This is a genomic window from Aeromicrobium sp. (assembly GCF_047606445.1).
Lineage (GTDB): Bacteria > Actinomycetota > Actinomycetes > Propionibacteriales > Nocardioidaceae > Aeromicrobium.
Genome location: NZ_JASGEK010000079.1, coordinates 22,616 through 41,800 on the forward strand (window position 1 = coordinate 22,616; position 19,185 = coordinate 41,800).

25 protein-coding genes, 1 tRNA gene and 1 pseudogene are annotated in these 19,185 nt (G+C 69.5%); 15 read left to right on the top strand and 12 right to left on the bottom strand.

Annotated features, from left to right (window positions below; genetic code table 11):
* Positions 1-30: 30 nt before the first annotated feature.
* Positions 31-1,218: pseudogene (locus QM621_RS14615) on the bottom strand (MFS transporter); the annotation flags it as partial.
* On the opposite strand from QM621_RS14615, the gene vapB reads away from it, so the two are divergent.
* The 8 genes from vapB to proB all read left to right on the top strand — a co-directional run bounded on the left by vapB (position 1,184) and on the right by proB (position 8,709).
* Complete coding sequence (gene vapB, locus QM621_RS14620) at positions 1,184-1,417, top strand: type II toxin-antitoxin system VapB family antitoxin (protein ID WP_414991121.1); 234 nt, start codon at positions 1,184-1,186, stop codon at positions 1,415-1,417. The pseudogene QM621_RS14615 and the gene vapB sit on opposite strands and share 35 nt — an antisense overlap.
* Positions 1,414-1,824, top strand: coding sequence for a type II toxin-antitoxin system VapC family toxin (locus QM621_RS14625; protein WP_414991122.1), 411 nt, complete (start codon positions 1,414-1,416; stop codon positions 1,822-1,824). Before vapB ends, QM621_RS14625 begins: the two co-directional genes overlap by 4 nt.
* Complete coding sequence (locus QM621_RS14630) at positions 1,817-2,530, top strand: TIGR03936 family radical SAM-associated protein (RefSeq protein WP_414991123.1); 714 nt, start codon at positions 1,817-1,819, stop codon at positions 2,528-2,530. The genes QM621_RS14625 and QM621_RS14630 overlap by 8 nt, the downstream gene beginning before the upstream one ends.
* Positions 2,531-2,873: 343 nt before the next feature.
* The gene (locus tag QM621_RS14635; RefSeq protein WP_414991124.1) at positions 2,874-5,315 is read left to right on the top strand and encodes an Rne/Rng family ribonuclease; all 2,442 of its coding nucleotides are present in this window, start codon (positions 2,874-2,876) and stop codon (positions 5,313-5,315) included.
* 101 nt (positions 5,316-5,416) lie between these two features.
* A complete protein-coding gene (gene rplU / locus QM621_RS14640; protein ID WP_414991146.1) occupies positions 5,417-5,722 on the top strand; it encodes a 50S ribosomal protein L21 in 306 nt (101 codons plus the stop codon).
* 11 nt (positions 5,723-5,733) lie between these two features.
* A complete protein-coding gene (rpmA, locus tag QM621_RS14645; RefSeq protein WP_414991125.1) occupies positions 5,734-5,991 on the top strand; it encodes a 50S ribosomal protein L27 in 258 nt (85 codons plus the stop codon).
* Positions 5,992-6,073: 82 nt separating this feature from the next.
* Positions 6,074-7,618 (top strand): GTPase ObgE, encoded by a 1,545-nt coding sequence (obgE, locus tag QM621_RS14650; RefSeq protein ID WP_414991126.1) that lies wholly within the window; start codon positions 6,074-6,076, stop codon positions 7,616-7,618.
* Positions 7,618-8,709, top strand: a complete 1,092-nt coding sequence (proB, locus tag QM621_RS14655; protein WP_414991127.1) for a glutamate 5-kinase — start codon at positions 7,618-7,620, stop codon at positions 8,707-8,709. The genes obgE and proB overlap by 1 nt, the downstream gene beginning before the upstream one ends.
* 66 nt (positions 8,710-8,775) lie before the next feature.
* Here the strand turns inward: proB and QM621_RS14660 are convergent, their stop codons facing one another.
* On the bottom strand, positions 8,776-9,501 hold the full coding sequence (locus QM621_RS14660) for a hypothetical protein (RefSeq protein ID WP_414991128.1): 726 nt from the start codon (positions 9,499-9,501) through the stop codon (positions 8,776-8,778).
* Positions 9,502-9,560: 59 nt separating this feature from the next.
* On the opposite strand from QM621_RS14660, the gene QM621_RS14665 reads away from it, so the two are divergent.
* The 6 genes from QM621_RS14665 to QM621_RS14690 all read left to right on the top strand — a co-directional run bounded on the left by QM621_RS14665 (position 9,561) and on the right by QM621_RS14690 (position 12,736).
* Positions 9,561-10,820, top strand: a complete 1,260-nt coding sequence (locus QM621_RS14665) for a glutamate-5-semialdehyde dehydrogenase (protein ID WP_414991129.1) — start codon at positions 9,561-9,563, stop codon at positions 10,818-10,820.
* Positions 10,821-10,833: 13 nt separating this feature from the next.
* On the top strand, positions 10,834-10,977 hold the full coding sequence (locus QM621_RS14670; RefSeq protein ID WP_414991130.1) for a hypothetical protein: 144 nt from the start codon (positions 10,834-10,836) through the stop codon (positions 10,975-10,977).
* Between the two features lie 2 nt (positions 10,978-10,979).
* Entirely contained in the window at positions 10,980-11,612 is a 633-nt protein-coding gene (gene nadD, locus QM621_RS14675) for a nicotinate-nucleotide adenylyltransferase (protein WP_414991131.1), read from the top strand.
* Entirely contained in the window at positions 11,599-11,952 is a 354-nt protein-coding gene (gene rsfS / locus QM621_RS14680) for a ribosome silencing factor (protein WP_414991132.1), read from the top strand. Before nadD ends, rsfS begins: the two co-directional genes overlap by 14 nt.
* On the top strand, positions 11,949-12,593 hold the full coding sequence (locus QM621_RS14685) for a histidine phosphatase family protein (RefSeq protein ID WP_414991133.1): 645 nt from the start codon (positions 11,949-11,951) through the stop codon (positions 12,591-12,593). The genes rsfS and QM621_RS14685 overlap by 4 nt, the downstream gene beginning before the upstream one ends.
* A gap of 70 nt (positions 12,594-12,663) precedes the next feature.
* Positions 12,664-12,736, top strand: a tRNA-Ala gene (locus QM621_RS14690).
* Between the two features lie 119 nt (positions 12,737-12,855).
* On the opposite strand, the gene QM621_RS14695 is transcribed toward QM621_RS14690, so the two are convergent.
* The 8 genes from QM621_RS14695 to QM621_RS14730 form a co-directional block, all read right to left on the bottom strand.
* Positions 12,856-14,016: a tyrosine-type recombinase/integrase gene (locus tag QM621_RS14695; protein WP_414991134.1), complete on the bottom strand. Its 1,161-nt coding sequence runs from the start codon at positions 14,014-14,016 to the stop codon at positions 12,856-12,858.
* Between the two features lie 93 nt (positions 14,017-14,109).
* Positions 14,110-15,162: a helix-turn-helix domain-containing protein gene (locus tag QM621_RS14700; protein WP_414991135.1), complete on the bottom strand. Its 1,053-nt coding sequence runs from the start codon at positions 15,160-15,162 to the stop codon at positions 14,110-14,112.
* Positions 15,159-15,785, bottom strand: coding sequence for a hypothetical protein (locus QM621_RS14705; protein WP_414991136.1), 627 nt, complete (start codon positions 15,783-15,785; stop codon positions 15,159-15,161). The genes QM621_RS14700 and QM621_RS14705 overlap by 4 nt, the downstream gene beginning before the upstream one ends.
* An 89-nt stretch (positions 15,786-15,874) precedes the next feature.
* The gene (locus QM621_RS14710; protein ID WP_414991137.1) at positions 15,875-16,126 is read right to left on the bottom strand and encodes a hypothetical protein; all 252 of its coding nucleotides are present in this window, start codon (positions 16,124-16,126) and stop codon (positions 15,875-15,877) included.
* Positions 16,127-16,139: 13 nt separating this feature from the next.
* Entirely contained in the window at positions 16,140-16,376 is a 237-nt protein-coding gene (locus QM621_RS14715) for a hypothetical protein (RefSeq protein WP_414991138.1), read from the bottom strand.
* 162 nt (positions 16,377-16,538) lie between these two features.
* Positions 16,539-16,739: a hypothetical protein gene (locus QM621_RS14720; protein ID WP_414991139.1), complete on the bottom strand. Its 201-nt coding sequence runs from the start codon at positions 16,737-16,739 to the stop codon at positions 16,539-16,541.
* Positions 16,736-16,888: a hypothetical protein gene (locus QM621_RS14725; protein ID WP_414991140.1), complete on the bottom strand. Its 153-nt coding sequence runs from the start codon at positions 16,886-16,888 to the stop codon at positions 16,736-16,738. The genes QM621_RS14720 and QM621_RS14725 overlap by 4 nt, the downstream gene beginning before the upstream one ends.
* 238 nt (positions 16,889-17,126) lie before the next feature.
* The gene (locus QM621_RS14730; protein WP_414991141.1) at positions 17,127-17,525 is read right to left on the bottom strand and encodes a helix-turn-helix domain-containing protein; all 399 of its coding nucleotides are present in this window, start codon (positions 17,523-17,525) and stop codon (positions 17,127-17,129) included.
* 382 nt (positions 17,526-17,907) lie between these two features.
* Here QM621_RS14730 and QM621_RS14735 point away from each other — a divergent pair, with 382 nt between their 5' ends.
* Positions 17,908-18,048, top strand: a complete 141-nt coding sequence (locus tag QM621_RS14735) for a hypothetical protein (RefSeq protein WP_414991142.1) — start codon at positions 17,908-17,910, stop codon at positions 18,046-18,048.
* Positions 18,049-18,055: 7 nt separating this feature from the next.
* Here QM621_RS14735 and QM621_RS14740 read toward each other — a convergent pair whose 3' ends face one another.
* Positions 18,056-18,580: a hypothetical protein gene (locus QM621_RS14740; protein WP_414991143.1), complete on the bottom strand. Its 525-nt coding sequence runs from the start codon at positions 18,578-18,580 to the stop codon at positions 18,056-18,058.
* Between the two features lie 120 nt (positions 18,581-18,700).
* The gene (locus QM621_RS14745) at positions 18,701-18,892 is read right to left on the bottom strand and encodes a hypothetical protein (protein WP_414991144.1); all 192 of its coding nucleotides are present in this window, start codon (positions 18,890-18,892) and stop codon (positions 18,701-18,703) included.
* Positions 18,893-19,185: the final 293 nt, after the last annotated feature.

Sequence of the window (19,185 nt, forward strand, 5' to 3'; positions counted from 1 at the left end):
GAGCAGTGCGGAGCCGAAGGGTCCGATCCCGGAGATCACATAGCCGATGGACTGCGCGAACGACGACAGCGCGGCGGTGCCCGCCGGGGTCGCGGTGCGCCGTCCGAACATGGTCAGCAGCCAGGTGAAGGCGCAGCCGCCGACGCCGAGGAAGATCGTCCAGAGCCACGGGGCGGCGGTCGGTGCGAACAGCACACCGGCCCATCCCGCCGAGGTGAACAGTGCGAACGTCCACGGCAGCAGGGGGCCGTTCCCGGCGCGGGCGATGAGCGGGGGCAGCAGCAGCGTCATCGGGATGCCGACGGCGGCTAGCATCCCCAGCATGAGGCCTGCGGTGGAGGCGTCGAGTCCGGCGTCGGTGAGGATCGCGGGGAACCAGCCGAACTGCGCGTAGGCCTGGGCCGACTGCACGCCGAACATGAGCGCGCAGGTCCAGGCGAGCTTGCTGCGGGCGAGGTCGGCCAGTCGCAGGCCGGCGGGGCCGTCGATCCGTCGGTCGTGCCCGGAGCGGATCGCCGGGAGCGCCCAGGGCAGCAGCGCGGTGAGCGCCAGCGCGGCCCACACGCCGAGGCCGGGCCGCCAGTCGCCGCCGAAGGCGTCCGCGACTGGAACCGTTAACACCGAGCCGAGCGTCGCTCCGGCCATCAACGCCGCGCCGTAGAGCGAGCTGACCAGCGGCACCCGGTCGGGGAAATGCTCTTTGGTCAGCGCGGGCAGCACGACGTTGCCGACCGCGCAACCGGCCAGCGCGACCACCGTCAGCGCGATGAACGCTGCCGGGACGTCGACGAGCGGACGCAGCGCGAGCCCCGTCGCGGTCACCGTCAGCAGTAGCGCGGCGGTCCGGTCGAGTCCGACCGCCCGGACGATCCGCGCGGTCAGCGGTCCGAACAGCGCGAAGCAGAGCACCGGGATCGTGGTGAGCAAGCCCGCTGTGGCCGCGCTCATGCCGAGGTCGTCGCGCAACTGCTCCAACACCACGCCGACGCTGGCGACGGCCACCCGCAGGTTGAGCGCCAGCAGCACGATGCCCGTGCCGAGCAGCCACGCGGGTCCAGGGCGAACTGGAGAGGGGAGCGACGTCACCGCCCCATGAAACGCCTCGCCTCCATCGTGGGTCGAGGCGGGTCGCCGGTCGTGTATATCCTTCTTGTATATGCAAGGTGGTCGAGGAGGCGCGCATATGGCGAGGTCGACGATTTTTCGTAACAACACCACTCAGGCGGTTCGTCTGCCCAAGGATGTGGCGCTGCCGGACACGGTGCGTCAGGTCGACGTCAGCGTGTCCGGCCGGGCTCGGGTGATCGTGCCGGTCGGCTCCGGCTGGGACCACTGGTTCGACCACGGCGAGCCCGTCCCTGACGATTTCATGGCGGAACGGGATCAGCCCGAGGCGCAGGAACGGGAGGCGTGGTGAGTCTCCGCTACCTGCTCGATACCAACATTCTGATCTTCCTGCTGCGTCGGAGGGATGAGGTGCTGCGGCCGCGGCTGGTGGCGAACGAGGGACGGCTGGCCGTGTCGACGGTGTCGGTGATGGAGTTGTTCTACGGCGTCGAGCGCTCCCGCGACCCGCGTCAGGCGCGCTTGGGTGTGGAGTCGCTGCTCGCGCAGGTCGACGTGCTGGACATGGACGCCCGGGCGGCCGAGCACGCCGCTGAGATCCGGGCGGGTCTAGCATCGGCGGGAACGTCGATCGGGTCGTATGACGTCTTGATCGCCGGGCACGCGCGGTCGGCGGGCTTGACGGTCGTCACGAACAATCGCCGGGAGTTCGATCGTGTCCCCGGACTCGTCGTCGAGGATTGGACGCAATATGAGTAGCACCACCTTGCAGGGGACGCCGAATCCCGAGGCGCCGAATCCGCAGCTGCCGATCGTGCAGAAGCTGCGGATCCGCTACGCCAAGCGTGGCCGGCTGCGCTTCACCAGCCACCGCGACTTCGGGCGCGCCTTCGAGCGGGCGGTGCGGCGTGCCCGCGTGCCCATCGCGTACTCCTCGGGTTTCACCCCGCACCCGAAGATCTCCTACGCCAACGCCGCGCCCACCGGGGCCGCGAGCGAAGCGGAGTTCCTGGAGATCGGCCTGACGAGGGCGTGCGACCCGGAGCGGATCCGGGCGAGCCTCGACGACGCGCTGCCGCCCGGCCTCGACGTCGTCGCGGTCGTGCCCGCGGTGAGCGGCAGCCTGGCCGACCGGCTGGAAGCGTCGCTGTGGCGGATCGAGGCGCCGGGCGCGAGCGGCCTGGAGGTTGCTGCCGAGACCTTCCTCGCCGCCGAGGAGTTCACCACTCCGCGCATGACCAAGCGCGGCCTGCGCGACATCGACGTGCGCGGCGCGGCCGTGTCGCTACGGGTCGAGGGATCGACGGTGGAGGCGGTGGTCCGCAGCACCGTCCCGACCGTGCGCCCCGACGACGTCGTCAGCGCCCTCAAAGCTGCCGGGGCCGAGGTCCCCGGCGTCCTCGTGGCCACCCGGGTCGAGCAGGGCCCGCTCGTCGGCGACACGGTCACCGACCCGCTCGCCTGAACAAGGGATTTCTCCCCGGAATCCCCGACGGAAACGCGTGTCGCCGGGGCGACGGCGACATGATTTCGAGATGGACGACGGATGACTGTGCGATACTGACCTCGGTCGTTCCTGCGTCGTCGACGCTGTTCGGCCGGACGGCACGACCGGGACCACCATCGTGGGGACCGTATCGGCCGCGACGCGCCCACCAGGTGACGACCGCGGCGACGGACCCCCGCGTGGGCGGCTCAGGGAGCGCCGCCCGGGCTCATCCGAGCCCGATCCCATCAGACTTCCGGTCCGTCCGCGGGCCGTTGACACCCCTCGCGCCGCCCGCGGCGGGCGAGGTGAAGGAGAGCACATGCTCGACGAGGACACCGCCCCCGCCCAGCCTCGGGTCACCGTCACCTCGCGCCCGCGCCGTCGCGCGGCGGGCCGCCCGGCCGGGCCGCCCAGGCCGGTCAGCGGCGACATCTTCGCCGTCCCCGGCAGCGCCGTGCCGCAAGCCGCCGAGCCCGCTCCGGAGCCGGAGGAGGACGAGGCGGTCGAGCCCGACGAGTCCGTCGAGGACCAGACGGTCGAGGACGTCGAGCCTCACGAGGAGCCCGAGCCGACCGCGTCGCCGGGGATCGGCGGTCTGCTGTTCCAGGCTCCGCCCGCGACGCTCGCCCCCGCGCTGCCGAAGAAGTCCGAGCCGGTCGTGGACGAGGTCCCCGAGAGCGTCGACGAGCCGGACGACGAGTCCGTCGACGAGACCTCCGACGACGCCGACGAGGACGGCGGAGCCAACAAGCGCCGCCGCCGTAGCCGGGGCGGCCGTCGCCGTCGCAAGTCCGGGGGAGCGCAGGCCGACGGCGAGGAGAACGCCTCCGAGGAGTCCGAGGAGTCCGAGTCGGAGAACGCCGACGCCGAGGGCGACGAGACCGGTCAGAACGGTTCCAGCCGCCGCCGTCGCAGCCGTCGCCGGGCCGGCGACAACGCCAACAACTCCCCCGACGACCCCGAGAACACCGTCGTCAAGGTCCGCGAGGGCCGCAGTGCCGAGGACGAGATCACCGGCGTCACCGGCTCGACCCGTCTGGAGGCCAAGAAGCAGCGCCGCCGCGAGGGCCGCGAGGCCGGACGCCGCCGCGCGCCGATCGTCAGCGAGGCCGAGTTCCTGGCCCGCCGCGAGTCGGTCGACCGTCAGATGATCGTGCGCCAGCACGACGACTACACCCAGATCGCGGTGTTGGAGGACAAAGTCCTCGTCGAGCACTACGTCGCCCGCGAGTCGCAGACCTCGATCATCGGCAACGTCTACCTCGGCAAGGTCCAGAACGTGCTGCCGAGCATGGAGGCCGCCTTCGTCGACATCGGCGCGGGCCGCAACGCCGTCCTGTACGCCGGCGAGGTCGACTGGTCGTCCTTCGCGGGCGGCAAGCAGCGCAAGATCGAGGAGGCGCTGACGCCGGGCCAGACCGTGCTCGTGCAGGCCTCCAAGGACCCGATCGGCCAGAAGGGTGCCCGGCTGACCAGCCAGATCAGCCTGCCCGGCCGCTACCTGGTCTACGTGCCGGGCGGCCAGAACCACGGCATCTCCCGCAAGCTGCCCGACACCGAGCGGTCGCGGCTCAAGAAGCTGCTGTCCGGCGCGCTGCCGGAGGAGGCCGGCGTCATCGTGCGCACCGCCGCCGAGGGCGCCACCGAGGAGCAGCTGACCCGCGACATCACCTCGCTCAAAGCCCGCTGGGAGGACATCGAGCGCAAGGCCGCCGAGGGCAAGGCCCCCGAGCTGCTGTACGCCGAGCCCGACCTGCTCATCAAGGTCGTGCGCGACCTGTTCAACGAGGACTTCAGCGCGCTCGTGGTCGAGGGCCGCGACGCCGGCGACAGCATCGCCAGCTACGTCGCGCACGTCGCCCCCGACCTCGCCGACCGGGTCGTCCGCTGGGAGCCGGGCGAGGACACCGCCTCCCACGTCTTCGCCGAGTACCGGGTCGACGAGCAGATCCACAAGGCGCTCGACCGCAAGGTCTGGCTGCCGTCGGGCGGCTCGCTCGTCATCGACCGCACCGAGGCGATGACGGTCGTCGATGTCAACACCGGCAAGTTCACCGGTTCGGGCGGCAACCTCGAGGAGACCGTCACCAAGAACAACCTGGAGGCGGCCGAGGAGGTCGTGCGTCAACTGCGGCTGCGCGACATCGGCGGCATCATCGTCGTCGACTTCATCGACATGGTGCTGGAGTCCAACCGCGACCTCGTGCTGCGCCGTCTGGTCGAGTGCCTGGGCCGCGACCGCACCCGCCACCAGGTCGCCGAGGTCACCTCGCTCGGCCTGGTGCAGATGACCCGCAAGCGCATCGGCACGGGCCTGCTGGAGTCCTTCGGCAGCGAGTGCGAGCACTGCAAGGGTCGGGGTGTGCAGATCCACGCCGAGCCCGTCGAGCCGAGGAGGGACGAGGGGCGTCGTCGTGGCGGCCGTGGCGGCCGCAACAAGGCCAAGGGCCAGCAGGGCGCGAGGGGCGATCAGAGCCAGCAGCAGAACGGTCAGAGCAGGGTTGAGAAGCCTCAGACGGAGAGCAAGCCCGCGGAGCAGCCGCAGGACGACCAGCCGGAGTCGGCCGAGGTGGTCGAGGCGACGGCGGTCGAGTCGGTGGCGGAGCAGCCCGTCGCCGAGCCCGTGGTCGAGCAGCCCGCTCCGGAGCAGGCGTCCACGCCGACGCTGGGCAGCGTGCCCCCGCCGCCCCCTCCGCCGTTCGACATCCCCGAACCCGCTTCGACCGACCCCGTTTTGACCGACGAGGGTCAGGCTCCGTAGACTGGGCCGTCGGCGTGCGCGATCTCCGCAGCGCGCCCTGTTCTCCCGGTGCGCGGACCGCGCATCATCCCCGCAAGGCTTTCGACGAAGGATTTCCCGTGGTGTACGCAATCGTGCGCAGTGGCAGCGGCCAGCAGAAGGTGGCCGTCGGCGACGTCATCGAGATCGACAAGGTCGGCCAGGCCGTCGGCGAGTCCGTCTCGCTTCCGGCCGTGCTCCTGGTCGACGGCGACGCCGTCACCGCCGACGCTGACAAGTTGGCCAAGGTCGACGTGACCGCCGAGGTGCTCGGTGAGACCAAGGGCGAGAAGATCGTCATCCAGAAGTACAAGAACAAGACCGGTTACAAGAAGCGCCAGGGTCACCGTCAGCAGTACACCCAGGTCAAGATCACCGGAATCAAGTGAGGATCTGAGCAATGGCACACAAAAAGGGCGCGGCGTCCACGAAGAACGGTCGCGATTCCAACGCGCAACGGCTCGGCGTGAAGCGCTTCGGCGGCCAGGCCGTCAACGCCGGTGAGATCATCGTCCGCCAGCGCGGCACGCACTTCCACCCCGGCGTCAACGTCGGCCGCGGCGGCGACGACACGCTGTTCGCCCTCGCCCCCGGCGCGGTCGAGTTCGGCACGAAGCGCGGCCGCAAGGTCGTCAACATCGTCCCGGCCGCCGAGTGACGCGGCGCTGACGACACATCTTCACGACAGGACGGTCCGCGGCGGCGGGCCGTCCTGTCGTCTTTTCCCTAGGAGCTGACTCGTGGCGATCCCGAGTTTCATCGATCGTGTGACCCTGCACGTCGCCGGCGGCGACGGCGGACATGGTGTCGCCTCGGTGCACCGCGAGAAGTTCAAACCGCTCGGCGGCCCGGACGGCGGCAACGGCGGCACGGGCGGCGACGTCATCTTGCGGGTGGCCGCCGACGTCACCACGCTCATCGACTACCACCACGAGCCGCACCGCTCCGGTGGCAAGGGCGCGCCCGGCGCCGGGTCGAACCGCAGCGGGGCCAACGGCGCCGATCTCGTGCTGCCGGTGCCCGACGGCACGGTCGTCAAGGACGCCGCCACCGGCGAGGAGCTGGCCGACCTGGTCGGCGTCGGCACCGAGCTGGTGATCGCGGCGGGTGGTCGCGGCGGCCTCGGCAACGCCGCGCTCGCCTCGTCGAAGCGCAAGGCTCCCGGCTTCGCGCTCAAGGGCGAGCCGGGGGAGGAGCGCAGCGTCACACTGGAGCTCAAGGTCGTCGCCGACATCGGCCTCATCGGCTTCCCGAGCGCGGGCAAGTCGAGCCTCATCGCCTCGCTGTCGCGGGCGCGTCCGAAGATCGCCGACTATCCGTTCACCACGCTCGTGCCGAACCTCGGCGTCGTGCGCGCGGGCGACGTCACCTTCACCGTCGCCGACGTGCCGGGCCTCATCGAGGGCGCCAGCGAGGGCAAGGGCCTCGGCCACGACTTCCTGCGCCACATCGAGCGCTGCGCCGCCCTGGTGCACGTGATCGACTGCGCCACCGTCGAGCCGGGCCGCGATCCGCTCACCGACCTCGACGTGATCGAGAACGAGCTGGCCCGCTACGCCGAGGCCACCGACACCGATTTGTTGGAGCGTCCGCGCTTGGTCGCGCTGAACAAGACCGACGTGCCCGACGCCGCCGAGATCGCCTCCTTCGTCCGCGACGACCTCGTGGCGCGCGGCCTGCGGGTCTTCGACGTGTCGGCCGCCAGCCACGCCGGCCTGCGCGAGCTGAGCTTCGCCATGGCCGACATCGTCGCCGCCCAGCGCGCCGCCGCGCCGGAGGCCGCCCCGACCCGCATCGTCTTGCGTCCGCAGGCCGACGCCGGGGTGGGCGAGGAGTTCACCATCCGCCGTCGCGGCCCGGAGGACGCGCCCGAGTGGGTGGTCCGCGGCGAGAAGACGGCCCGCTGGGTGCGCCAGACCGACTTCACCAACGACGAGGCGGTCGGCTTCCTCGCCGACCGGCTCAACCGGCTCGGCGTCGAGGACAAGCTGCTGAAGCTCGGCGCGCAGGAGGGCGACGACGTCATCATCGGCGGCGTCGGCCCCGACGACGAGGGCGCGGTCGTGTTCGACTTCGACCCGCAGACGCCGGTGGGCGCGGAGACGCTGGGCCCGCGCGGCGCCGACCTCCGCTTCGACCCGTCGGAGCGCCGCACCAACCGCGAGCGCCGTGAGGCGCTGGCCGCCAAGCGGGCCGCCGAGGCCGAGGCCCGGGAGCTACGCGCGGCGCAGAAGGACGAGGAGTACTTCGAGCACGACCTCGACGAGGAATTCGAGGAGGACTGATGGCCTGCGTCGTCGTGAAGGTCGGCTCGTCGTCGCTCACCACCGCTGGCGGCCACATCGCGCCGGAGCGGCTGGCCTCCCTCGTGGCGGCGCTCGTCGCGCTGCGCGAGCGCGGCGACGACGTCGTGCTGGTCAGCTCTGGCGCCATCGCGGCGGGCCTCGGGCCGCTCGGCCTGCCTGCGCGGCCGCGCGACCTCGCCACCCAACAGGCCGCGGCGAGCGTCGGCCAGGGCGCGCTGCTCGCCGAGTACGCGGCCCGGTTCGGCGAGGCGGGCCTCACCGTCGGCCAGGTGCTGCTGACCGTCGACGACGTCACCCGCCGCAGCCACTACCGCAACGCCCGCCAGACCTTCGGCAAGCTGCTGGAACTGGGCATCGTGCCGATCGTCAACGAGAACGACACGGTCGCCACGAGCGAGATCCGCTTCGGCGACAACGACCGGCTGGCCGCGCTCGTCGCCCACCTGGTCCAGGCCGACCTGTTGGTGCTGCTGTCCGACGTCGACGGCCTCTACACCGGCCATCCGTCCGAGCCGGGCTCGGCGCTCATCGAGACGGTCGCAGGAGAGGTGGACCTGGAGGGCGTCGACATCGCCCGCGTCGGCTCGGCGGTCGGCACCGGCGGCATGGTCACCAAGGTCGAGGCCGCCCGCATCGCGACGGCGGCCGGCATCCCGGTGGTCCTCACCAGCGCCGCCCAGGCCGCGGCCGCGCTGACGGGACAGAAGGTCGGCACCCGCTTCGAGCCCACCGGCAAACGCCGTCCGTCGCGGTTGCTGTGGCTGGCGCACGCGAGCCAGACCAAAGGAGCGGTCACCCTCGACGCCGGCGCGGTCACAGCGCTCACCGAGCGCGGCGCGTCCCTGCTGGCGGCCGGCGTCACCGCCGTCCGTGGCGACTTCAGCGCGGGCGACCCCGTCGACATCGTCGGCCCCGACGGCGCGGTCGTCGCGCGCGGCCTGGTCAACTACGACGCCGACGAGCTGCCGCGGCTGCTCGGCCGTCAGACCGCCGACCTGGTCGCCGACCTCGGCCCCGACTACGACCGCACCGTCGTCCACCGCGACGACCTCATGTTGCTCACGCCGTGAACGACACGAAGGGCGCGGATTCACCACCACGGCGGTGAGCCCGCGCCCTTCGGACGTCGCGAGAGATCAGCCGAACGAGGCGATCAACTCGTCCATCGTGGTGACCTCGTCGGCGCTGGGCGCGTCGGGGACGTCGGCCTCGTCGTAGTCGAAGACGAGTTCGCCCTCCTCGTCCTCGGGAGCCTCCAGCGCGATCGGCCGGGCGTCGTCGAGTGCGACCCATAGCGGGCTCTCGCCGTCGCTCAGGGAGAGGCATTCCACGCCCTCGACCTTCTTCGTATCGCCGACGGTCACCTCGCCCTCCGCGTCGAAGACCTCGTCGACGAAGCTCTGACGGTCGGTCATCTGAGTGAGGTCCCCCATGTCCGGGTCGTCGGTGACGTCGAGCCAGCGGCCGCCGAGGGCGTCGACGAACAGCTGCGCCTCGGCGCCGGCCTCGTTGCTCCAGAAGGCGTCGTCAGCACGGAAATAGGAGCTGCCGTCGACCTGGAGCACTTCGAACTCTCCAGCGGGCGTGACGATCAGGCCGTGGCTATTGTCGCCGTCGTAGGACATCGTGACTTCCATCTCCTCGTCGTCCTCGACCATCTCACCGCTCAGGGTGACCTGGTCGGCGTCGAGGATGTACTCGGTGGCGAGGTCGAGGATCTCCTCGGGGTCGAGGTCCTCGATCGTCTCCTCGGACTTCTTGTCGTCATCCTTGGAGTCGGTGTCGTCTTTGGCGTTGTCGGAGCCACAGGCGCCCATGAACAGGAGCGCGGCGGTGGTCAGGATCGTTGCGGTGCGTTTCATGGCAGGCAGCCTAGTGGTCGTCACGGACACGCGCCGGAGGACTGACTACCATCGGCGCCATGAGCACGACGACACGCGACCAGGTCCATGCGACGGCACGACGGGCCAAGGAAGCGTCCATCGCCCTGGCCACCGCCACCCGTGCGACGAAGGACACGGCGCTGGTCGCGGCGGCCGACGCTCTGATCGATGCCACCGACCAGATCGTCGCGGCGAACGAGCTCGACGTGGCCGCCGCCCGCGCCGCCGACGTCGGCGAGCACCTGATCGACCGGTTGCGTCTCGACGCCGACCGCGTGGCCGCCTTCGCGCAGGGTGTGCGCGACGTCGCCGCGCTGCCCGACCCCGTCGGCGAGGTGGTGCGCGGCTCGGTGCTGCCCAACGGCCTGCGGCTGACGCAGATCCGCGTCCCGATGGGCGTCATCGGCATGATCTACGAGGGCCGCCCGAACGTCACCGCCGACGCCGCCGCCATCTGCCTGAAGGCCGGCAGCGCGGTCGTGCTGCGCGGCTCGGCCTCGGCGGCCAACTCCAACGCGGCCATCGTCGAGGTGATGCGCGCCGCGATCGAGGGCGCTGGCCTGCCCGCCGACCTCGTCACGCTGCTGCCGAGTGAGGACCGCGCATCGGCCACCGAGCTGATGCGGGCCCGCGGTCTGGTCGACCTCGTCATCCCGCGCGGCGGCGCCGGACTCATCAAGGCCGTCGTCGAGGAGTCGACGGTGCCCGTCATCGAGACCGGCACCGGCAACTGCCATGTCTACGTCGACGCCGAGGCCGACCTCGACATGGCGCTCGCCGTCGCGGTCAACGCCAAGACCCATCGCACGAGCGTGTGCAACGCCGCCGAGTCGCTGCTGGTGCATAAGGCCGTCGCCGACGAGTTCCTGCCGCGTGTGGTCGCGGCGCTGCGCGAGCACGACGTGCTGATCCACGGCGACGCGGCCTTCCGCGCCGTCGGCTCCTCGGTTGTGGAGGCCACCGACGAGGACTACGCCACCGAGTACCTCGGCCTGGAGATATCGGCGCGCGTCGTGGACTCCGTCGAGGAGGCCATCGCCCACGTGCGCCGGTTCTCCTCGGGCCACACCGAGGCGATCGTCACCCGTTCGGCGGCCACCGCGCGACGGTTCACCCTCGGCGTCGACTCGGCGGCGGTCATGGTGAACGCCTCGACCCGCTTCACCGACGGCGGCGAGTTCGGTTTCGGCGCGGAGATCGGCATCTCCACGCAGAAGCTGCACGCGCGCGGGCCGATGGGGCTGACCGAGATGACGACCACCACCTATGTGGTCGAGGGCGACGGGCACGTTCGCTGATAGATTGTCGCCCATGCTGACCACGATTCTCGCCTCGGCCGAGCACGCCGAAGAGGCGTCCGTCAACCCCTATGTCATCGGCGGCGTCGCGCTGGGCATCCTCCTGACATTGCTGATGATCCTGCTGGTCTTCGGCAAGGGACGCGAGCACACCTGAGCGTGAGCGCGCCGGGACGCCGTCGCGTCGGTGTGATGGGCGGGACCTTCGACCCGATCCACCACGGCCACCTGGTCGCCGCGAGCGAGGCGCAGGCGACCTTCGACCTCGACGAGGTCGTCTTCGTGCCGACCGGCCAGCCGTGGCAGAAGGCCGGACGCGACGTGTCGCCGGCCGAGCACCGCTATCTGATGTCGGTGATCGCCACGGCCGCGAACCCGCGTTTCACGGTGAGCCGGGTCGACATCGACCGCGACGGCCCGACGTACACGATCGACACGCTGCGCGACCTGACCGAGCAGCGTCCTGACGCCGACCTGTTCTTCATCACCGGCGCTGACGCGATCACCGCGATCCTCACCTGGCGCGACCACGAGAAGCTGTTCGACCTGGCCCAGTTCGTCGCGTGCACCCGTCCGGGGCACGAGCTCGATGAGATGACGCTGGCGCACTTGCCGGCGGGCCGGGTGCAGATCTTGGAGATCCCGGCGCTCGCGATCTCCTCGACCGACTGCCGCGAGCGCGCCCGGGGCGGTGAGCCGGTCTGGTATCTCGTGCCCGACGGCGTCGTCCAATACATCGCCAAGCACGGCTTGTACGAGCCGTCCGAAGGAGCCGTCCATGCCCGCCTCTGAGCTCGCCCTGTCGCTGACCCGGATCGCCGCGGAGGCGGCGGCGGAGAAGTCCGCCACGGACATCCGGGCCTTCGACGTGTCCGACCAGCTGTACATCACCGACGTGTTCGTCATCTGCTCGATCACGAGCCCGCCGCAGGCCGGCGCGGTGCGCGACGAGGTCGAGGACCGGCTGCGCGAGCAGGGCGTCAAGGCGGTGCGCCGGGAGGGGGAGCGCGAGGCCCGGTGGGTGCTGCTCGACTTCGGCGAGATCGTCGTGCACGTCCAGCACACCGAGGAGCGGGAGTTCTACGCGCTGGAACGGCTGTGGAGCGACTGCCCCGAGGTCGCCCTGCCGTGAGCCGTCAGGTCGTCGTCTGGCGTCATGGGCGCACGGCGTGGAACGTCGCCGGACGGGTCCAGGGTCAGACCGACGTCCCGCTCGACGAGGTGGGCCGTGAGCAGGCCGAGAGCGCCGCGCGGCGGTTGGCGGTGTTGCGTCCGCATCGCATCGTCTGCTCCGACCTTCAGCGGGCGCGTGACACGGCCGAGGCGTTGGGGCGGGTGAGCGGCGTCCCGGTGGAGCCCGACCAGCGGTTCCGGGAGATGAACTTCGGCGCGAGGGAGGGCTTCACCTGGGAGGAGTCCTTCGAACGGTTCCCCGAGGGCATGCGCGCGTGGGTGCGGGGCGACGAGACGAAGATCCCCGACGCGGAGACGCACGCCCAGGCAGGCGAGCGTTTCGCCTCGGGTGTGAAGGAGCTGTTGTGGGAGCTGCCGCCCAAGGAGACGCTGGTGATCGTCGCCCACGGCGCGGTGATCCGCACCGGTGTGTGCGCGTTCCTCGGGATCCCGCAGCAGAACTGGCGGACGTTCGGCGCGCTGAGCAACTGCTCGTGGTCGGTGCTGACCGAGTACGGCCCGTCCCGGCATCGCTTCTGGCGGCTGACCGAGTGGAACGCCGGCACCCTGCCGGAACCGGTGATGACCGACGACGCCTGACCCCGGTGAGGAGGGACGGGGCGTCGTGTACTAGAGTCTTGACTCGGCCTTCGGGCCCACAACAGAACACGGGGCATTGGCGCAGTTGGTAGCGCGCTTCCATGGCATGGAAGAGGTCAGGGGTTCGAATCCCCTATGCTCCACACCGGCAGACGCCCCTGGAATTCCAACGAATTCCGGGGGCGTCTCGCATTGTCCGGGTGCGCTGGAAAACGCCGATCAGAGGCTCCGTGCGGATCTGGTGCGGATGGAGCAAACGCGATCAGGCTCCCCACGCCGCCAAGATCGCGTTGAACTGCCCCGGCTGCAAGTGCGCGTAACGAAGCGTCGTGGAGTACTTCTCGTGCCCCAGGAGCCGCTGCACGTCCATCAACGGCACGCCCGCCTGCACCAGCCACGACGCCGCCGTGTGCCGCATCCCGTACGGCGTCGAATGACGCACGCCCGCCGCGCCGATCGCCGGAGTGAACACCCGCTGCGCGAAGTTCCGGTCGTCCCACAGCCCGCCCTCGGGCGCAGGGAACACGATCGCGTCCTCGTCGAGCCCCGCGATCAGATCGCCGAGCGGATCGCGCAGCCGAGGCGGCACCGGCACGGCCCGGTGCGACATCATCGTCTTCGCGTACGGCCGCCACCCGGTGCGCGTCGACACGCCGTAGACGTGGATCTGGTCGACCGCCGGCGACACGTACCGCCGCCGCAGCCCGAACAACTCGCCCGGCCGCATCCCGACGTGCATGTCCAGATCGACCGCGACCTGGTCGCTGCCCTCCAACTGCGCGACGATCGCGTCGGCCTCCTCCTTGAGCCAGTAGAAGACCGGCTTCGGAGCGGCCTGCGGCAGGTCCAGCTTCGTCGCCGGGCTCGCGGGGAGCACGCCTTCCTCGACCGCCGACGCCAGCAGCCCCGACAGGTGCGACACCGCGCCCTTGATCGTCCACGCGCCGAGCCCCGGATCGCCGCCTGACGCGCCGCACTCGTTCCCGGCGGGGTTCTTGTGCTTCGGCAGCGTCCCGGACGGCGTGAGCGTCGGATACGTGCGGCAGCGGGGACACTGCGAGGTGTGCATCCGGTGGATCCACGTCTTGATGTCCTCACGGACGATGAGCTTCAACGGATGCCCCGCCCACACCGGCTCGACGTGGGTGCGCCAGTGGGAGTCGTTCTTCGCGAGGGTCGCGTCGTCGGCGATCCGCGACGTCCGCCACCGCTCCCGGTACTCGCCGAGCGTCATCTCAGCCAGACGAGGGTCACGCCACCTGCCCGCCGAGATGGCCGCCTCCTCGGTCGCGGCCCAATCCATCACGACCTTCTTCAACGGGTGCGTCCTCGTCGCCCGCCGTGGACGCCCCTGAGCGTCACGCAGCGGCGTCGACACGGTCGCCTGCCACTTCCCGGACGGCAATTGCCGGAACTCAGCCACGACGGCTACCTCCTCGGCCGTTCACCGGCCCTCGTTCTCATCGTTTCCCTCGTCTGCGAAGGGGAGTGGGATCTGACGCGCCCCGCGACGGTCTCAGACGACCTGAAGCCGCCTTGATCGTGGACTCGGCGCGAGAGTGTTCTCTTCAGGAGAGGAGAAACCCGTCAGCCGGGCGATCTCCCTCTCTGAAAGGCCCCGAGTCTTCAACGACTCGGCGATATGCCGAGCGAGTCGGGGCTCTTCTGGGGCCAGGCCGTCGCTCAGCGGCTCACGGGTGCGCCATCCTTTGGCGCTCAGCGTCTTGTGAAGAGAGGCGCGCTGCGTCGCTGTGAGTGTTCCGAGCGCGTGTGCCCGCTCGATGAGCGCCTGCATCGACACACCCCAATAGCGTTTGAGGTCGGCGAGCCGGTCGAGGGTGAGCCGTTGCCGGAGCATCGGTGTGATCTCGTCTCGCGGCATCAACAGCTCGGCGGCGAACACGTTCGCCTGGGCTTCCACGTCCTCGTCGACGTGATCGGAGTGCAGCACCAGGTGGCCGAGCTCGTGAGCGAGCGTGAGCCGTTTCCGATCTGTCGGGGCCGAGCTGTTGACGAGCACCACGGGGTACGCGCCCGACCACTGGGAGAGTCCGTCGACCCGCGCTGACGGGCCGAAGTCCTCGGCGATGACGACGATCCCCGCCGCGTCCAGCCAGGCGCTCAGCGAGTGCACCGGCCCGACGGGCATCCGCCATTGGGCGCGGAGCATGCGCGCGGCCGCTTCCGGCTCCACCTCCAGCGGGTCGAACGTCGGCACCTGCCGGTCGGTTCGGATGGCGACCTCGTCCATGAGCTGGGCGGTGTGCAGGCGGAGCATGTTGAGCTTGGCTTCCAGCTCGCGCCACACGGTCGCTTTCGCGGTCGCGCGGCGTCGCATGTGGGCGCCGACCGCGATGCCGCCCTCGATGCGTCCGCCGCGCTGGAGGAGTTGTGGTGTGACGCCGAGGGCGCGTGCGAGCCGTGCGAGCACTTCCTCATCGGGTGTACGGAGGTCGTGCTCGTAGCGTGACAGCGCCGCCTGGGTCACCTCCGCGCGTGAGGCGAGTTCTTCTTGGGTCATGCCGCGGGCACGGCGGGCGGTCGCGAGGACTTCACCGATACCGGTCATGACGACCGGCCCCCTGTCCGGCTCTCGTCGGCCAGAGCGTCGGCGAGATCGATCCGCGGGAGGTCGGGCAGGATCGGCGTGTAAGTGATCGGAGTCAGGCCGTCGGCTTCGCCGGCGTCCACTTCGACGGCCCAGATGACGTTCTCTTTGCCCTCGCGGTAGGAGAGGACCGGCGCGCCGATCTGCCCCAGCGTCGAGTCCCACCGGTAGCCGGCCGCGAGCGAGATCTGTTCGAGCCCTTCGAAGGAGATCGAAGCGCCGCCCCAGAACTCGAGGTCTGAGATCGTCGGGTAGGAGCTGATCTGGTCGCCTTCGCTGTGGCGCTTGACTCGGATCTTGAAGCTCCGTCCGAGCGGCGTGGAGACGGTCGCCTCGCGGTGGGGTTCGGCGGTGCGGAAGGTGATGCCGTCGACGCTGTCGAGTTCGGTGGTGAGGTGGTCCCAGATCCGCGAGTGGATGAACCCGGCGACCTCACGTTGGAACATGGCGAGCACCCAGCCGGGTCGCCACTCGCGTAGCGCGTCGAGATCGTTCCTCGCTGAGTTGGTCGCGGTGATGAGCGCGGCGGGGAACTTGCTGCCGAGTTCGGTGAGGACGGCGTCTTGGTCACGTGGTGAAAACATGTCGAAAATATACCAGGAAATATACCGGTAGGTAGATCTGGCCAGTGACGGACTCATGCGGGGCCATCGGCTCGCCCATCCGGCGCGTCTCAGTCACGGCCGAAGCGTTGGAAGGCCGCCTGTCGAGTGATGTCGAGGGCGGCTCCGATGACGGTCCACGAGTCGCCGGCCTCACGTGCCGCCGCGACGGCGGCACGGAGTTCGGCGTCGGCGTCGGCGACGGCTTTGCGGGCGGCGATGATGCGTCGGAAGTTCGAGGCGTCGCGGGCTTCGAGGGCGGCCGGGTCGAGTGAGTCGAGCCACGCTTCGGTGTCGGTGGGGCTGGTGGTGTTCTTGCTCATGGGGGTCACCCTCCTATCGGAGAAGGTCGTAGAACTTGGGGCGGAGTCGGTCTGCGTGGATGACACGGGTGGGTTCGCCTGCTGGGACGGCGACGAGTTCGAGGAGCGCTCCGTGCCGGTCGGGGCCGACGACGATGAGACGGTCCTCGCCGTACTGTTCGGCCTCGACGGTGCGGATGGCGTTGTCCCAGGCGTGGAGGATGTCGGCGTCGGTGACGCCGTGTTCACGGGCGGACTGCGTGATCTCCACGTGTAAATAATACCTTTACGAATGAGGTAATGTCAAGGGAAGGTTTACGAACGAGTAGGCGGGTCACGCCGCCAACGCCCGCCGAGCCAACACGCGACGGTAGGCGAACACGATTCGTGGAGTGACGCCGAGGAGGTGGGCGAGCGCGCCCGCGTGCGGGCCTCACGCGCCCTTGCGCGGCCTCCCTCCCCCGACGCCCCGGCCGGGCCTGTTCGCGGCCCACTCGTCGATGGTGGCCTCGCGCCATCCCCGGGTGCGGCCGATGAGCGCGTCGGGGTCGGGCAGGTTCGCCGAGCCGAGCGCCCCGGTGGTGATGCCGAGCCGGTCGGCGACCTCCCCGTAGGACAGGTAGCGGGTGGTCATCGCTGATCCTCACGGGGCAGGCTGGTGACGATGAGCACGCTGGTGGCGATGGCGAGCACACCGGTGGCGTACCGGTTGACGTCGAGCAGGGCGAGCGCGCCGATGATGAGTGTGAGTGCTGCGGCGATCTTGAGCATGGTTGTGTCCATGGCGGTTGTCATGTCAGGGTGACGGTGGGGAGGGAGCCACTCACTCTGGCTCCCTCCCCGTCTCTCATTTGCCCTTGCGGGCCTTGATGAGAGCGGCTATCGCGGCGATGAGCGCCGCCGTGGCGGTCATGAGCTTCGCGATAGCGTCTGTCACTTCTGTCATGTTTCCTCCTTTCTTGAGTTGATGTAACTATCATAGCATTACTCTGATTGTTTGGCAAGGACAGGACAGCCACGGTCAGGCACCGTCACCGGGCTCGTCGTCGAATGGTTCCGGCTCGCCCCGGTTCGCCGCCAACACGTACCCGTCAGGCAGATCAGGGAACACCGGCTTCGTCGGCGCAGACTGCTGCTGAGCCTGAGCGCCCTGGGCCTGTTCTTGGGCGGCGAGCTGCATGGTCTCCTCCGCGCGCGAGACAAGGGAACTGAGACTGAGGCCCAAGGCCCGCGCAATACGCCAGACATCGCTCGCGCCGGCAGCGGTGACGGAGTCGCCCCGTTCGATTCGCCCGATGGTGCTCTGGGACACGCCGACCTTGTCGGCGAGCTGTTCCCGGCTGAGCTTCTTGAACTTCCGCCACGAGGCGATCTCAGCGCCCAGCGCGACGAGAAATCGTTGCGCTTCCTGTTCAGTCATGACACGAAACGATACCCGCTAGGTACATTTTACGCCAGATTTGGCACGATTAAGACTTGACTGTTCCAAATCTGGCACGTAACGTGTCAGGCATGGCAAGCAGAGTTGATCCCGAGGCGGTTGCCATCGGGCGAGCGGTCAAGAGCGCGGCCGCCATCGCTGGCAGGTCTCACTCGGAGGTGGCCGCGACGAGCGGAATGTCCGAGAGGACGTTCTTACGAGGGCTGAACGGAGATCGCTCGTTCACCTTCTCCGAACTGATCCGCATCGCATCGACATGCGGAACCTCCGCGAGTGATCTGTCGCGGACAGCCGAGCGTGTTCTCGCGGGCGCTCAGGCTGAGCCGGTTCCCGAGGCGGTGGCGTCGTGCTAGGCCTGGCTGTGGTCGCGAGCATCCCGAGCTTCTTGGCGCTCTTGTTCGGCATCGCGGTCGGCGTGCCCGCCGAGGTGATCTGGTTCAACGTGACGCTGACCATCTTCGCCCTGTTTCTCGGCGCGATCGGTGAGTGGTTGGGACTATGAGCACCCGTCACGGCCGATACGGCTCGATCTCCGGCCGAGCCTCGATCGCTGGCAGCCGGAGCCGTTGCCGCTGCCTCGTCGACACGACACCAAACCACTTCCTACGGCGTCTGGTCGGCGGCGCGGACCACTCCACGACGATCTCGCAGGAGTCCCACAGCTCTGCGTCACAGCCCATGTCCACAATGAACGTGTCACCGGGCCGCATCGCGCCGATCACCTTCGGATCGCTGACCTTCGCCGGCCGTAACTCCTCCGGCAAGTTCGTCACAAGCCACCGTGCGGTCGGTGCTGACACAGCCACCCGATACGCCGACCCGTCACCGACGTTCGAGATCGCACACCACAAAGTCGGAAACGAGTCGGCCCCAATGCCGGGTCGTTCCTCCAGCCAGCACGCCGAGGAACTGACCGCCATCCACTCCGCAGCGGGCCGGTCACGCCAACGCCACCAGATCGACGTCACCACCGTCACCACGGCCGACACGGCCGTAGCCAGCGTGGCAACCGCACCGATCGTCACCCAAGTCATGCCCGCAGCATCCCACCCTGCCGCCCAGGCCGAGGGGGTGCTGGCATGAGCATCCAGTCGTCCTATCTCACGCCGTCCGCTCGTTTGGGTGAGGTGGCTCGCCTCGCAGCCGAGGCAGGCTTATACCCGGTTGTCGAGATCACGTACGAGCTCGGCGAGCGCGTCGGACAACTCGAAGATCTGGATCTGGATCTTGTGGATCGCGTCCTCGACCGTCTCGTTCTGGATCTCGGAGACGCGAACAAGGTCGTTCGCCGAGGCACCGAGGACGGAACGAATCGTCGACTGGATGTTACGGGCCTTCTTGAACATGAGACTTCTCCTTCTGCTGCCGACGGTGCCCTTACGCCGTCGTGTCTTTCAAGCGCAGGAGAGCCCACTGACACTGGCGGGACAGTTTCTTCTTCTGCTGTCCCGCCAGCGTCAGACCGGGACGAGGCCGTCCCCACGGAGCCTGTCGAGGCTGAGGCGGTGGCGTCGGCATGAGCATGCTCGCGGAGGTCTTCGCCTCGATCTGTCTCACGGTCACGATCTGCGCGTGTCTCTGGGCGGCCCGCTGCTGCTACTGGGCCAACGACGACGCACGTCGAGCCGAGCAAGCCGAA

Coding starts and splice junctions, on each gene's coding strand:
- proB (WP_414991127.1), top strand. CDS start 7,618: ATGGCCTGCGTCGTCGTGAAGGTCGGCTCGTCGTCGCTCACCACCGCT.
- QM621_RS14630 (WP_414991123.1), top strand. CDS start 1,817: ATGAGTAGCACCACCTTGCAGGGGACGCCGAATCCCGAGGCGCCGAAT.
- QM621_RS14710 (WP_414991137.1), bottom strand. CDS start 16,126: ATGAGCAAGAACACCACCAGCCCCACCGACACCGAAGCGTGGCTCGAC.
- QM621_RS14705 (WP_414991136.1), bottom strand. CDS start 15,785: ATGTTTTCACCACGTGACCAAGACGCCGTCCTCACCGAACTCGGCAGC.
- QM621_RS14670 (WP_414991130.1), top strand. CDS start 10,834: ATGCTGACCACGATTCTCGCCTCGGCCGAGCACGCCGAAGAGGCGTCC.
- QM621_RS14660 (WP_414991128.1), bottom strand. CDS start 9,501: ATGAAACGCACCGCAACGATCCTGACCACCGCCGCGCTCCTGTTCATG.
- rpmA (WP_414991125.1), top strand. CDS start 5,734: ATGGCACACAAAAAGGGCGCGGCGTCCACGAAGAACGGTCGCGATTCC.
- QM621_RS14740 (WP_414991143.1), bottom strand. CDS start 18,580: ATGACTTGGGTGACGATCGGTGCGGTTGCCACGCTGGCTACGGCCGTG.
- QM621_RS14635 (WP_414991124.1), top strand. CDS start 2,874: ATGCTCGACGAGGACACCGCCCCCGCCCAGCCTCGGGTCACCGTCACC.
- QM621_RS14720 (WP_414991139.1), bottom strand. CDS start 16,739: ATGACCACCCGCTACCTGTCCTACGGGGAGGTCGCCGACCGGCTCGGC.
- QM621_RS14745 (WP_414991144.1), bottom strand. CDS start 18,892: ATGTTCAAGAAGGCCCGTAACATCCAGTCGACGATTCGTTCCGTCCTC.
- vapB (WP_414991121.1), top strand. CDS start 1,184: ATGGCGAGGTCGACGATTTTTCGTAACAACACCACTCAGGCGGTTCGT.
- QM621_RS14665 (WP_414991129.1), top strand. CDS start 9,561: ATGAGCACGACGACACGCGACCAGGTCCATGCGACGGCACGACGGGCC.
- rsfS (WP_414991132.1), top strand. CDS start 11,599: ATGCCCGCCTCTGAGCTCGCCCTGTCGCTGACCCGGATCGCCGCGGAG.
- QM621_RS14730 (WP_414991141.1), bottom strand. CDS start 17,525: ATGACTGAACAGGAAGCGCAACGATTTCTCGTCGCGCTGGGCGCTGAG.
- QM621_RS14725 (WP_414991140.1), bottom strand. CDS start 16,888: ATGGACACAACCATGCTCAAGATCGCCGCAGCACTCACACTCATCATC.
- QM621_RS14700 (WP_414991135.1), bottom strand. CDS start 15,162: ATGACCGGTATCGGTGAAGTCCTCGCGACCGCCCGCCGTGCCCGCGGC.